This is a genomic window from Chryseobacterium carnipullorum (genome assembly GCF_900142785.1).
Taxonomy (GTDB): Bacteria; Bacteroidota; Bacteroidia; order Flavobacteriales; family Weeksellaceae; genus Chryseobacterium; species Chryseobacterium carnipullorum.
The window spans coordinates 77674-91299 of the sequence record NZ_FRCD01000002.1 but is presented as its reverse complement, the minus strand read 5'-3'; the positions used below and the strand labels follow the sequence as shown (position 1 = coordinate 91299).

Genomic DNA, 13626 nt, shown 5'->3' with positions numbered 1-13626 from the left:
AAAGTGGCAAAAACAGTACCCTAAAAAATAACACGAAAGTATTACCTTAAAAACGGATATCTCTTTTCGTCAAAACTTCAAAGAAAAAAAACCATCTTGTCAAAGATATAAAACCTGCATTGCCCGATTTGTGAAATAAATATTTTCTAAAACAGCGTAATGTACCCTTAAAATACACTTTAATTACTGTCGTGTACCACATTACGTTTTTGTTTATGCATCTCATTAATAATGCTTAAATTTGTCGAAAACCAAAACATATGTCAACAGCAGCAACAGCAAAAAACTCACAGTATTTTATTGACCTTGAAGACAAACATGGAGCGCATAACTATCACCCTCTTCCAGTGGTTCTTGACCGCGGAGAAGGCGTTTTTGTATGGGACGTAGAGGGCAAGAAATATTATGATTTTCTTTCAGCATATTCTGCTGTGAACCAAGGACATTCCCACCCAAAAATTGTAGCAGCTTTAGTACATCAGGCTCAGAAACTGGCCCTGACTTCAAGAGCATTTTACAATTCAAACCTAGGAGAGTACGAGCAGAAAATCACGACTCTTTTCGGATTCGACAAGGTTCTTCCAATGAATTCCGGAGCTGAAGCAGTAGAAACAGCCGTAAAATTGGCCAGAAAATGGAGCTATGAAGTAAAAGGAATTTCAGAAAATGCAGCTAAGATCATTGTTTGTGAAAATAATTTCCACGGAAGAACAACAACCATTGTTTCTTTCTCTAATGATCCCGATGCCAATCAGAACTATGGTCCTTTTACTCCCGGATTTATAAAAATCCCTTACAACGATACTTCAGCACTTGAAGAAGTACTGAACAGAGAAGCAGGAAATATTGCCGCATTTTTAGTAGAGCCTATTCAGGGTGAAGCTGGTGTTTATGTTCCGGACGAAGGTTTTCTGAAAAATGCTTCTGAACTGTGTAAGAAGCATAACGTTCTTTTCATCGCTGACGAGGTTCAGACGGGGATTGCAAGAACAGGACAACTGATTGCGTGCCATCACGAAAATGTACAGCCGGATATTCTGATCTTAGGAAAAGCACTTTCAGGAGGAATGTATCCTGTATCAGCAGTATTGGCGAATGACAACATCATGAATGTCATCAAGCCTGGACAGCACGGTTCTACTTTCGGAGGAAATCCAATTGCATGTGCAGTGGCAGTAGCAGCTTTGGATGTAGTTGCTGATGAAAAACTTTCTGAAAGAGCAGAACAGCTAGGGCAGCTTTTCAGATCTGAGATCGAAAAAATTATTGAGAAGAACAGCCTTATTACCAAAGTAAGAGGAAAAGGTCTTTTAAATGCTATTTTAATCAATGATACTCCGGACAGCTCTACAGCATGGAACTTATGTCTTCAGCTGAAAGAAAATGGTCTTCTTGCAAAACCTACACACGGAAATATCATCAGATTGGCACCGCCTTTGGTGATTACAGAAGAGCAGCTTTTAGACTGCGTTAAAATCATTGAAAAAACTATTACAGAATTTCGTTAATGAAGTTATCAGTCTGTTATATTGTTTTAAATGGAGAAAGAATCATAGAGAAAAGTATCAATAGCATTTACGAAATAGCTGATGAGATCATTATCGTTGATTCTTTTTCCACAGACAAAACTGAGGAGATTTGTACCGGATTTCCAAAAGTAAAATTTATCAGAAAAAAATTTCGCGGCTTCGGCTGTCAGAAAAACTATACCCTGTCTGAAGCTTCAGGGGAATGGATTCTGTTCCTGGATTCTGACGAGGTTCCGGATGAAACAGCAGTGAATGCCATTAAAGAAATTTTAAAAAGCTCTAACCCCACTTATAAGGTATATGAGATTCACTTCAACAATATCCTGCTGAGCAAAACCATCAAATATGGAGGCTGGGGTAATGTATGGAGAGAAAGATTTTTCAAGAAAGGTCACGGAAAATATACGGATGATCTTGTCCACGAGTGCTTTATTACGAAGGACAAAAAAGGTAAACTTCCTGGAAATATCAATCATTATACTTATAAAAGCATTGCTCATCATATTGAGAAGATTAATAATTATACTCAGTTGATGGCAGAAAAAAAGGTTTCCAACGGAAAATCGGTCTCTCTTTTTAAGATTATATTTTCCCCATTTTATGATTTTATGAAAACCTATTTTTTTAAGCTTGGTTTTCTGGATGGGGTGGCGGGATTTTATATTTCGATCACCGGAGCATTTTATACGTTTCTGAAATATATCAAGATCAACGAGATTCTAAAATTCAAATAGTCTCTTTCACATAGACAATAAAAAAAGCCGGATTGCCACTTAAATCGCAGCCGGCTTTTTTCATCATCCGACATCTTTAATCTGCTTTATATAGTCAGATCGCTTCAGTTGATCTTCCTGAAGACTCGATTGATCATCTTTTCTTTAGTTTTATAACTAATTGGTCAGAAATTTAAATTTTATTTTAATGTATTTTTAAGCTACTGCGTTCAATAAATAATTAATTTTGAATACTGTAACAGATATCTATTTATGTAGACTCATACCAGTATATCAGGTAATATATTAACCTAAAGATAAAAACAGCAGAATGATATGGACCGTAAATAATTTTTCATAGAAATAAATTCCATGAAATTAACGATCCCAAAACTCAGATAACCATGCTCAGATTTGTTAAAAGGACTCTTGGATTTTCAAGCACAGAAAGTGTCCGTATCCTAATGTATCACAAAGTTCTTCCGGAGAAGCAAATCTTCGGAAAAGATTTTCTTACGGTATCAGCCGAAGATCTGGAAAAACAATTTGAATACATTAAAAAGAATTACAACACTTTATTCTTTAACGAACTCACGACCCAAAGTCATCTGAAATATAAACTCATTCTTACTTTTGATGACGGGTATCTCAACAATCTGCAATATCTGGTTCCCCTATTGCAAAAGCATCAGCTTAAGGCTACAATCTTCATACCCACCGGACTTATCCAGAGCGATGAAAGCGATCAAAACCGTGATATGATGACGTTTGAAGAGATCAGGTCTCTGAATCCCGAATATGTTGAAATTGCATTGCACAGCCACGCTCACAAAAATTATTCCCAGATCTCTCTTCAGGAAGCAGCGGATGATCTTCGTGAGAACATTCGTAACTTGGAAGAAAAAGAAATTCCTTTTACAAAAGTACTTGCCTACCCTTATGGAAAATTCCCCAAAAAGGGAGAACAAAAAAAAGAATTCTTTGCCATGCTTGAAAAGGCCGGAATTACTTCTGCAGTGCGCATTGGTAATAACATCGCTTCCTATCCGTGGAAAAATAAATTTGAAATCAAAAGGATCGATATCAAGGGAGGCGACAGTTTCAGTGTATTTAAATGGAAACTGAGGCTCGGAAAGATTAAACTTTAATTCAACAGTTCACTGTAAAGGTTTTCGTAAGCATCTGCCATTTCCTGATATCCAAATTTCAGTGCCCTCTCTTTTAACCGGATCGCATATTCATCTGCCCTGGCTCCGTAAGCCTGCATTCCGGACGCGTAAACATGTTGCATGTGTTCTGCCTCGAAATTATCAAAATAAAACGCCAGATCGCCTCCAATTTCAGGGAGACTCGTCAGTTTACTCAAAAATACCGGCTTTCCAAAATACATTGCCTCTACAGGCGGAATTCCAAATCCTTCAGCTAATGACGGATGACAGTAGGATTCGCAATTCTGAAGCAGGAAATACTTTTCGCTGTTATCTACATTTTCCAGGATATGTACTCTGGTTTCCAATCCCAATGTCTTGATTTTTTCCAAAAATTTCTCTTTGTAGGCAGACTTTGCGGAAGAGGTCACAAGCACTAAATCCCTGTCATTCTGGGAAATAAGATCAAGAAGCGATTCCTGATTTTTCTTTGGAAACAGAACACCAATATTTAAAATATATTTTTTTCCGATAAAACTGTAGTTGTTCTCAGATTTGAATTCTAAATTTTCAGGAAAGATCAACCCATTGTAAATCACCTCCACTTTGACATTATTTTTTAGGGCAAAAAAATGTTTGTTTTTAATAAAATCATTTTTCACGAATTCTGAAATACAGACTATTGCATCAGCATTCCCTATGTTTTTCTGAACGACTTTAGTGGTTTTGTTCACTTTTTGTTCTGAGCTCCCATCGTGGAGAAAATTAAGATCATGGAGCGTCACTACCTTTCTCTGTCCTTTTTTTACGGTATGAAAATATTTAGAAAGCTGATGCGCCGTATGGATCAGAGCAAAAGATTGGGTATTGATTGAGATTTTCTTTTGCCAGAATCTCCAGTTGATAATATTAAAGTTTTTTTTCGTCTGTGGAATATTTTTTTTTGGTCCGTAAAAGGTATACTCAAAATCAGACGGTTTTTCGTCCAGACCCTTTATTAATGAAACACATACGTTGGCAATTCCCGACTTCGGGTACTTCAATCTTTCGGCATCAATCAGAATTTTCTGTGTCATTATCGTCAGGCTTTTCATCAAAAATATAAATTTAAATATGAAATTTTTATTTTTGCAGTATGAAAATTTGTTTAATCAGCTTCGATTTCTGGCATTATGATGAACACATAGTGGAAAAACTGAGTGATAGAGGCATTCAGGCATGCCATATCAACATCGGAGCCTTTACCCATAAAAATACCGGAGAGCGTATAAAAAACACTTTCAGTAAAATTTTTCTGGGAAAAAACCCGAAATATCACAAAAGACAAAGTTTCATATTGGAATCTCTGGAAAAAATTGGTAAGCAGGATCAGATTCTTGTGATCAATCCGGAAGCTATTGAAGAAAGCATTCATCAGAAGATAAGAGAATATGCAGACCGGAATATCGCTTATCTTTATGACAGTATGGCCAGAAATCCCGCAACCCATCTTTTACATTATTTTGACACTGTATTTTCTTTTGATGATCAGGATGTGAAAAACTTCGGATTTGAAAAGATTACCAATTACAATTATCTTGATTATCTTCCCGCGTCCAGACAGCATCCGAAGCTGGATCTGTTTTACATTACTTCTTATGATCAGAAAAGACTCACGGCGTTGAATCTGCTGATCAACAGAGTGTCTTCTATGAAACTAAAATTTGAAGTCTATATCGCAGGAAAGAAAGGCTGGAAAAACAAACTGAACCAGATCATTGATCAAAAGAATATCGATATTTTAAAGTTCGGAAGAAAAAAAATACCTCATCACGCTCTGCCGGCTTATTATAAAAACACCAAAGTCATTCTTGATCTGATGCGTGCTGACCAAACCGGACTCAGCTTCAGAATATTTGAAGCAATGGCTCTGGAAAAAAAGATCATTACGGACAATCCTACCATCAAAACTTATGATTTCTACAATCCTAACAACATTTTGGTACTGGATAAGAATTTCCGTAATGTGAAAAAAGATTTTTTCAATACTCCATACGAAAAACTGCCTGAAGAAGTTTATTATAAGTATACTCTTGATCATTGGGTAAATACTGTATTTAAACTGAATTCATGAAAGAAATAAAAAATGTACTTATTGTAACCCGGGAATACAAATCTTCCCGAACCCCTAAAGTAGGAGGTACAGGCGTTTTTTATAAAAACTTATGTACTGAACTTGTAAAAAGAGGAATTTCAGTACATGTTTTCCTGATCTCAAAATATACATTTGATCTTGAGGAAGACGGAGTGAATATCCATTCTATCAAAGATATTTTCAAAGCTAATCCTCTTCTTGAGCTGGTAAGATCTTTTACCGGAAAAGTAAAGGCATTGGAAAAGATTCATTTTAAAACTTATTTGTCTGAGAAAAGAATAATATCCGACACCATCCATACCTGGATAAAAAAAAACAATCTTCATTTTGATGTTGCAGAAACCCATGACTTTGATGGTCTCGCGCTTTCCATCCCTGAGGGAATTCCTTATGTGATCAGATGCCACGGTTCCTGGTCTGTTCTGGAAAAATATTTCGGCTATAAAAAAGTTCATCAGGGAAGGATTTTTTGTGAACAGGAAGCTTTTAAAAATTCAGGAAATATCATTACGATATCCCGGTACAATGAGACGATTAATAAAAATCTTTTTGGCATTAAAAATTCAAAGCTCATCTATAACGGTATTGATGAAAAATTTTATAAGCCAGAGGATAATCCTGAAATGATCATCCATTCTGTTTTCTATTTAGGAAATGTTTCTTATGAAAAGGGCGCAGAAACGCTGATCAGTTCTTTTATTAAACTTAAAAAAGATTACCCCGAAGCATCCCTCCATTTCATAGGAAATCCTAATCATTACCCCGAATATATTACTGAACATATTCAGGATAAAGAAATAAGAAATTCCGTTCATTTTTATGGGAATAAATCAGCTGCAGAAATTGTACAGCTTATCAGCAAAGCAGAGGTGGTATGCTTCCCCTCCAAAGGTGAAAATTTTAGCTTATCTTTGCTTGAAGTAATGGCCATGCAGAAACCTGTTATATGTTCTTCAATAGATTCCTTTAAAGAAATCATTGAAGAACCTGTCAATGGCCTGATTGCTGAGGAAGAAAATTTCCATGAAAAAATAAGTCTTATTTTTAAAGACAAAGATCTGAGAAACAGGCTATCATTACATGCCCGAAAATCGGTAGAATTACAATTCGGTATTGATAAGATGGTTGATGAAACCATAAGGTATTATCAGGAAATCATATAGAAATACAATTTTATAGATCACTGAAAATAACGACCTAATTTCTTAGTTCATCCTAAGTTTTAGAATATGAATGCAAAGGAACAAATTGAAAATTTAGAAGAACAGCTTAAAGCACTTAGAAAAAAATATTATATCAAGTCATTTTTCAGAAAAGCAAAAAGACTGGTTACCGATTTTTTACCGCTGGATTCTATACCATCCGAATATTGCACAGAAAAAATTACAATCACTGAAAAACATGAGGCAGAACTATATTTGCCTAAGACTTTTCATGCTCCGCAGCGATCTGTAAAAACACCTAAAAATGCAGTCGAAATCTTTGCACTTCAAAATGTTCTCTGCACACCGAATTCCACTTACTTTTTAAATCTTAAGAAAGATAAAATATTCTATGAAAAATGGCATGATGACGACAGGATTATCTATGTCTACAATACCAATAATTTAATGCAGCATTCAATAACGCTTGCCAAGGTAAAGAATTATAAGAATGTATATTATGATGAGGAAGCGATTTTTCTGGGCGGAACTTTTACTTTTAATTATTATCATTTTCTGGTAGACATCCTTTCAAAGATTGAGTTCTTCCAGTATATCCCCGATGCTAAGAATAAACTGATCATTATAGACGAAGAAATACAAAAGGTGGAAAACCTGAAAGATCTTTTATATTTCTTTCTGAAAGATTATAAAATATTATTCCTCAGCCACGACAAAAACTATTTTCATTTCAAAAAACTGTGGCATATCACCAGTACGAACTATGCTATTCCGAATATTATGCCTGGAGAGGTGTATGAGCCCGGATTTGCAAAATTGTCAAAATCGTCTCTTCAGTTTCTTAGAAAAATCGCCTTCGACAATTTGAATCTTAGTAAAGTTCACATAGATCCTGTTAAAAAAATATTTATTTCAAGAAGATCACAGTACCGAAAATACAATGACGAAGAAATCTTTGAAGTGGCAAAAACATTTGGATTCGAAGAAGTATTTTTTGAAGACCTGAACATCCACGAACAAATCTACCTGGTCAATAATGCCGACTACATCATCGGACCGAGTGGAGCAGCATGGACCAATGTTTTGTTTGCCAAACCGGGAGCGAAAGGTCTCAGCTGGTACAGTGCTGTATGGGGGGATTTTGCTATTTTCTCTACTTTAGCCAAGGAAGTCAATTTTGATCTTTATTTTTATATTTACCCTCAAGACGATGAAGGCTTTCATGAAGATTACAAACTTGATCCTGAAATTTTCAACCAACAGCTTCAGCAGCTATTTGATTCAAATTCTTCAATTCATTAACAAGCATAATTTGTTTTAAAAATCATTCTCATCAACCTTATGATCATCTAAAAAAAATACACAAAACACGATCTATTCTTGTAAAACCTTAATTATTATAGAGATTACACTATTGTATTTTCATTAAATTCTAATATATCACATTATTATATCTAAAAATAATGTAAATTTCCTCCGCCAAATTGCGATTATAATTGAATGAAAAATTTTGAGGTTGTACATAACTTATTATGTCCTATTTCATCATAAATCAAACTATTATCTGTAAAAAACATATCGCATGAAATTGATATTTATAGGTCTTCTTTTACTCAGTGTATTCTCGTTTGGACAGTTTTCTGATAATTTTGACACGTATCATCTTTCAAAAGTTCCGGAGGACTGGGCTATTTTTAAAGGGAACAATGATGCAGGAAATGACTCTAATAACTGGCAGTTAGAAACCGTGAATAAAGATGGGTCTAATAAATGCTTTTTTGTAAGATATGAGAATTCCGGTGAATTAAACGAAGACTGGCTTGTTACTCCTAAAATAGACCTGAGTGATTATCAAAATAATTATTTAATCTTCTCACAACGGAATTCTTTTCCCGGTAACAATACAAGATATGAAATCAAGATATCTATAGACTCTCAATCGGATCGTGACCAATTTGAGACCGTTGCCTCTTATAGCGATGCCACATTTGGTAAAAATTTCAGTATAAAAAAAATCAACATTTCAAAATACGATAAAAAGCAAATCTATATTGCTTTTGTAAAAAAAGATGACGACGGAAATAACTGGTTCATAGATAATGTATCGGTTGAAGGGAGTTCTGTTTCAGGAAAAAATAAATCATTGTTTTTCCCTAATCCTACATCCGGAAAACTTTATGCAGAACAAAAAATTACAAGCATTCAGGTGATCAGTATGGACAACAGACTTCTAAAAACCTATTCAAACACCAGTTCTATTGATATTTCTGATTTGCCGGCAGGAATATATCTTCTTAAGGGTACTTACGAAAATGAAGAAATTTTTGAACAAAAAATTGTAAAAAAGAATTAACCATGTCTAAAACTAAAGTACTGCTTTTTAAAAGTTTTATACTCGTATTTTTGCTTCAGAATTTCATCTTTGGACAAAACTATTTTGTAGGATTTTCAAAAGAACCGATTAACCCCAACTCTACGATATTGTCCTCTCCTCTCGCTGGATTCGGAGATCCCAAACAAGGAAGATTCAGCATCAACTTCATGGAAACAGGTACCGCAAAAAATGTTGTTGCCATGTGCTCCTCCGATACAAAATTATATATTGCTACAGGAAATAACAAACTTTGGCAGGCTGAAATCAGCTCCGGTGATCCCAACTGGATTTATATAGGACCGTCTTATTATGTAACCGCACTCGCTTATGGAAACGGGAAGCTCTATGGTGCAGATAAAAACAATAAGTTGTGGATGAGAGATGCGGTAGAAAACGACAATCCATGGATCAATATTGGATCTGCCTATAACACTACCGGGTTGACCTTTTTAAATAATAAATTATACGGTACTACGAAAAACAATAATTTGTGGGTAAGAGATGCTACTCCGTTGAGTTCCCCATGGACCAATCTGGGGAAAGCTAATTCTGTAAGATCACTAACCAGTGATGGATCCAATTTAATTGCATTGTCTAAATATGATAATGAATTATGGACAAGAACTACCTCACTATCACCCAATGAAAAATGGCTAAAAATTGGAACTCCCAACCATACAACTTATGGTAACTATTTATCAAATATCACCTATATTAAAAATAAACTGTACGCAACTTCCAATAACAATAAATTGTATTACTCACAACATAGCCAGACACCCATCTATGCCTATGCCTCTTATTTTGAAAAAAACTCAAAAAAAGCACTCATTATTACCTTAGATTTATGCGGGATCAATTATTCTTTTTCACATACAATAAAAGCCGAAATAAAAAGCCTGTATAATATCGATGAAAACGCAATTTTAATTAATTGTTCACATACCCATTATGCTCCGGTATCTCAAAATTACTCTTGTCTCCAGGAATTCTATCAAAATCCCAATCCTAAATATCTTGAGATTGTAAAAAATTCTATTTTAGTAGCTACACAAAATGCCATTAACAGTAAATCAAACAACAGTTTAAGCTTTGTAAAAGGTAAAACGAATATTGGATACAACAGAGCGGATATTACGAAGGACTTAGATAACAATATCACCATGGTTATTGCAAAACAAAGCAATACAAATATTGCAAATGGTGCCATTCTGAGCGCAAGCACTCATCCTGTATCATATAGTCAGGCACGGGACTTTATTACGATTTCATCAAACTATGTTGGAGCCACGAGAGATAAACTAGGAACGTTAAAAAACATTAACAGTGTCCAATTTATGCAGGGATGTGCAGGCGATATCAATCCTTACAAATCAGATACTCCGGATCAGACAGCCACTAAACTAACGCAAGATTTTAGTAATTTATTTTCTTTATCATCATCCAATATCAGCGGAGAAATTACCGTTAAATTCGATTCTATTGCGGTACCTCTTAACAATTTCACGTTCAATAGGGCTGTCAATATTAAAAAGGCCAATACCGGAAAATATGACCAGGCCTCTGAAAGGAATGTAAGATGGGCCAATAAAATTATTAATCAATATACTTCCGGTACCCTTTCCAAATCGGCAACTGTCTATATTCAAATTTTAAAAATAGGTGACTGGAACATTATTGCCCTGAGCCGGGAAGCTGTTTCTCAATATGCCATTGATTTATACAACCATTTTCCTGCTCTAAAATTAACCGTATTAGGGTATTCCAATGATGTATCAAGTTACCTTCCCGTACAATGGCACATTAATAAATCTGTTCCAAATTATGAAGGGTATGAAAGCTTTTTCATTTATGGGCAAAGTGGTATTCCTGTCAATAATGTGGAAGATATGATATTGACAAAAATATATAGCATGATGCAATAAAATCAATCAATCCATTATCTTTGAATTGGAATATCTTATTCATTCTACATACAGAAAAATCAGTAACAGTTTAAACAATGAACAATCCGCCGCTTGTAAGCCTCATCATCATCACCATGAACCATGAAAAGTTCATCGAACAGGCCTGCATGTCCGCCATTTCGCAGACCTACCCTCACTATGAAATTATTCTACTGGATAACGCTTCGAAAGATAAAACCTTTGAAAATGCAGAGAAGGTGCTTTCACAATTCGGACAGCATTATCAAATGATCAGGAATACCGAAAGTTTCGGGGTGGCTAAAAATATTAACATTGCAGTTTCCCATGCTTCGGGAGAATATATTTCCCTGCTTTCGGGAGATGACTGGTATACGGAAGATAGTTTGATGGAGAAAGTATCCTATATTCAGGAAAACCCGGTAGATTTTATCCTTTCAGACGGCTATAAATATTATCAGACAGAAGACAAAACGACTGACGCCTACACTCCAAAAGAAAAAAAACAGGTCATCGACAGTCTTTCCAATTTTTTCCATGAAAATGTCTCTGAAAATAAAACGTCCAACGTAGGAACATTCGTAAAAAGAGAACTTTTGGTAAAATATCCTTTTGATGAAAATATTAATACTGAAGACTGGGATATGAATCTCAGACTCACCTCCAAAGGCTATAAGATCGGATTTATCGACAAAAAATTATTCTACTACAGAATTCTTTCCACCAGTTTATCGAGAAACTGGAAGCTGATGAAAGATTCTTATGAGAAAGTGACCCATAAATACATAGACTACATTAAAGCTGACCAGGAACTTTATAAAAAATACAGGCTTAAGCTTATCCATTTCAACTACGAAATCCAATTATCCGAAACAAACTCGGAATCGGAAAAAGCAAGACTGCAGATGGAATGGAAAAAAGAAAAGTATAAGGTCAAGTACAAAAATCCTGTCTTATTCTTTAAACTGCTGATGCTAAAAAAATAAATCAAAAGGATGGAGTAATTTTTAACTTCATCCTTTTTTAATTTCTGAAATCAAAAAAAGCCAATAACCAAACTGTAAATAATCCTAAAAACATATAATTTTAAGTAAATTTGCACCAAAATTTTAATTGAAATGGAGAAAGTAAGAGTTCGTTTTGCTCCAAGTCCTACCGGACCTTTGCATTTGGGAGGCGTAAGAACCGCATTATATGATTATCTTTTTGCCAAAAACCAGGGTGGCGAATTTGTCCTTCGAATTGAAGATACAGATACGGCGAGATATGTAGAAGGAGCTGAAGAATACATTGAGGAAGCTCTAGAATGGTGCGGAATCATTCCTGATGAAAGCCCGAAGAAAGGAGGGAAATTTGCGCCTTACAGACAGTCTGAAAGAAGGGATATCTACGACAGATATACTGAGCAGATCCTGAAAACAGACTATGCCTACCTCGCTTTTGACACGCCTGAAGAACTGGATGCTATCCGTGCTGAGTTTGAAGCAAAGGGAGATGTTTTCTCTTATGACAACAAAACCAGAAACCGACTGAGAAACAGTATTGCACTTACTGAAGAGGAAGTTCAGCAATTGCTTGATGAAAAAACACCTTATGTGGTAAGATTCAAGATGCCGGTGGACAGAATTCTGAACCTTGAAGATATCATCCGTGGAATATCTGCGGTCAATACCAATACATTAGACGACAAAGTTCTTGTCAAGAATGATGGAATGCCTACTTATCATTTTGCCAACATCATTGATGACCACGAAATGGAAATTTCTCACGTGATCCGTGGAGAAGAATGGCTTCCGTCTTTAGGACTTCACAAATTATTATATGAGGCAATGGGCTGGGAGGCTCCTCAGTTTGCTCACCTTTCATTGATCTTAAAACCTGAAGGAAAAGGAAAGTTAAGTAAAAGAGATGGTGACAAGTTCGGATTCCCTGTATTTCCATTGGATTTCAAAGATCCTGCGACGGGAATTGTTTCTAAGGGGTACAGAGAAAACGGATATCTTCCTGACGCCTTCATCAATATGGTTGCCCTTTTAGGATGGTCTCCGGCGGATGACAAAGAAATTTTAACTCTGGAAGAAATGTGCAAAGAATTTGATCTTCACAAAGTACATAAAGCGGGTGCCAGATTCAGCAAAGAAAAATCAGAATGGTTCAACCACCAGTATATTCAGTTGAAATCTAATGAAGAACTTCTTCAGATCTTAAAAAATACAGACCTTGACTTGTCAGCGGTTTCTGATGAAAAATTAATCAGGATCATCGGTTTGATGAAAGAAAGAGCTACCTTCCCGAAAGATATTTACGAAAACGGAAAATTTTTCTTCGAAGCTCCCGTTTCTTATGATGAGAAAGCATCGAAAAAAGCTTGGAATGATGAAACGTCTGCTGTTTTAGGTGAATTAGCAGAAAATCTTACGACCACTGAATTTACTTCAGAAATTGTAAAGCAGGCGATCCATGATTTCGCGGAAAACAAAGGCCTGGGAATGGGAAAAGTAATGATGCCACTTCGTTTATCTTTAGTAGGAGAACTGAAAGGTCCTGACGTTCCGGATATCATGGAACTTATTGGAAAAGAGGAGTCTATCTCCAGAATAAACAATGCTATCAATAATTTTAAATAGTTTTTCATAATTT

At 35.5% G+C, this 13626-nt stretch carries 11 protein-coding genes; 10 read left to right on the top strand and 1 reads right to left on the bottom strand.

Features of this window, described 5'->3' with window-relative positions; translation table 11 throughout:
• The first annotated feature begins 260 nt into the window (after positions 1 to 260).
• The 3 genes from rocD (at position 261) to BUC06_RS02545 (ending at position 3390) form a co-directional block, all read left to right on the top strand.
• Positions 261 to 1508: an ornithine--oxo-acid transaminase gene (rocD, locus tag BUC06_RS02555; protein WP_073329363.1), complete on the top strand. Its 1248-nt coding sequence runs from the start codon at positions 261 to 263 to the stop codon at positions 1506 to 1508.
• Positions 1508 to 2263 carry a glycosyltransferase family 2 protein gene (locus BUC06_RS02550; protein WP_073329360.1) on the top strand — a complete coding sequence of 252 codons (756 nt, stop codon included), beginning with the start codon at positions 1508 to 1510 and terminating at the stop codon, positions 2261 to 2263. The genes rocD and BUC06_RS02550 overlap by 1 nt, the downstream gene beginning before the upstream one ends.
• 383 nt (positions 2264 to 2646) lie before the next feature.
• Positions 2647 to 3390, top strand: coding sequence for a polysaccharide deacetylase family protein (locus BUC06_RS02545; protein WP_073329358.1), 744 nt, complete (start codon positions 2647 to 2649; stop codon positions 3388 to 3390).
• Here BUC06_RS02545 and BUC06_RS02540 read toward each other — a convergent pair.
• Positions 3387 to 4466: a glycosyltransferase family 4 protein gene (locus tag BUC06_RS02540; protein ID WP_073329355.1), complete on the bottom strand. Its 1080-nt coding sequence runs from the start codon at positions 4464 to 4466 to the stop codon at positions 3387 to 3389. The genes BUC06_RS02545 and BUC06_RS02540 overlap by 4 nt on opposite strands.
• 59 nt (positions 4467 to 4525) lie before the next feature.
• Here BUC06_RS02540 and BUC06_RS02535 point away from each other — a divergent pair, with 59 nt between their 5' ends.
• The 7 genes from BUC06_RS02535 (at position 4526) to gltX (ending at position 13613) form a co-directional block, all read left to right on the top strand.
• On the top strand, positions 4526 to 5503 hold the full coding sequence (locus BUC06_RS02535; protein WP_073329352.1) for a WaaS/CpsH family glycosyltransferase: 978 nt from the start codon (positions 4526 to 4528) through the stop codon (positions 5501 to 5503).
• Positions 5500 to 6687, top strand: coding sequence for a glycosyltransferase family 4 protein (locus tag BUC06_RS02530; protein ID WP_073329349.1), 1188 nt, complete (start codon positions 5500 to 5502; stop codon positions 6685 to 6687). Before BUC06_RS02535 ends, BUC06_RS02530 begins: the two co-directional genes overlap by 4 nt.
• A 66-nt stretch (positions 6688 to 6753) precedes the next feature.
• Positions 6754 to 7989 carry a glycosyltransferase family 61 protein gene (locus tag BUC06_RS02525; protein WP_073329346.1) on the top strand — a complete coding sequence of 412 codons (1236 nt, stop codon included), beginning with the start codon at positions 6754 to 6756 and terminating at the stop codon, positions 7987 to 7989.
• A gap of 280 nt (positions 7990 to 8269) precedes the next feature.
• Complete coding sequence (locus BUC06_RS02520; RefSeq protein WP_073329343.1) at positions 8270 to 9040, top strand: T9SS-dependent choice-of-anchor J family protein; 771 nt, start codon at positions 8270 to 8272, stop codon at positions 9038 to 9040.
• Between the two features lie 2 nt (positions 9041 to 9042).
• Positions 9043 to 10986: a hypothetical protein gene (locus BUC06_RS02515; RefSeq protein ID WP_073329340.1), complete on the top strand. Its 1944-nt coding sequence runs from the start codon at positions 9043 to 9045 to the stop codon at positions 10984 to 10986.
• A gap of 77 nt (positions 10987 to 11063) precedes the next feature.
• Positions 11064 to 11972: a glycosyltransferase family 2 protein gene (locus BUC06_RS02510; protein WP_073329337.1), complete on the top strand. Its 909-nt coding sequence runs from the start codon at positions 11064 to 11066 to the stop codon at positions 11970 to 11972.
• Positions 11973 to 12104: 132 nt separating this feature from the next.
• On the top strand, positions 12105 to 13613 hold the full coding sequence (gene gltX / locus BUC06_RS02505; protein WP_073329335.1) for a glutamate--tRNA ligase: 1509 nt from the start codon (positions 12105 to 12107) through the stop codon (positions 13611 to 13613).
• The last annotated feature ends 13 nt before the right edge of the window (positions 13614 to 13626 follow it).

Coding starts and splice junctions, on each gene's coding strand:
- BUC06_RS02510 (WP_073329337.1), top strand. CDS start 11,064: ATGAACAATCCGCCGCTTGTAAGCCTCATCATCATCACCATGAACCAT.
- BUC06_RS02520 (WP_073329343.1), top strand. CDS start 8,270: ATGAAATTGATATTTATAGGTCTTCTTTTACTCAGTGTATTCTCGTTT.
- BUC06_RS02545 (WP_073329358.1), top strand. CDS start 2,647: ATGCTCAGATTTGTTAAAAGGACTCTTGGATTTTCAAGCACAGAAAGT.
- BUC06_RS02535 (WP_073329352.1), top strand. CDS start 4,526: ATGAAAATTTGTTTAATCAGCTTCGATTTCTGGCATTATGATGAACAC.
- rocD (WP_073329363.1), top strand. CDS start 261: ATGTCAACAGCAGCAACAGCAAAAAACTCACAGTATTTTATTGACCTT.
- BUC06_RS02530 (WP_073329349.1), top strand. CDS start 5,500: ATGAAAGAAATAAAAAATGTACTTATTGTAACCCGGGAATACAAATCT.
- BUC06_RS02540 (WP_073329355.1), bottom strand. CDS start 4,466: ATGACACAGAAAATTCTGATTGATGCCGAAAGATTGAAGTACCCGAAG.
- BUC06_RS02525 (WP_073329346.1), top strand. CDS start 6,754: ATGAATGCAAAGGAACAAATTGAAAATTTAGAAGAACAGCTTAAAGCA.
- BUC06_RS02515 (WP_073329340.1), top strand. CDS start 9,043: ATGTCTAAAACTAAAGTACTGCTTTTTAAAAGTTTTATACTCGTATTT.
- gltX (WP_073329335.1), top strand. CDS start 12,105: ATGGAGAAAGTAAGAGTTCGTTTTGCTCCAAGTCCTACCGGACCTTTG.
- BUC06_RS02550 (WP_073329360.1), top strand. CDS start 1,508: ATGAAGTTATCAGTCTGTTATATTGTTTTAAATGGAGAAAGAATCATA.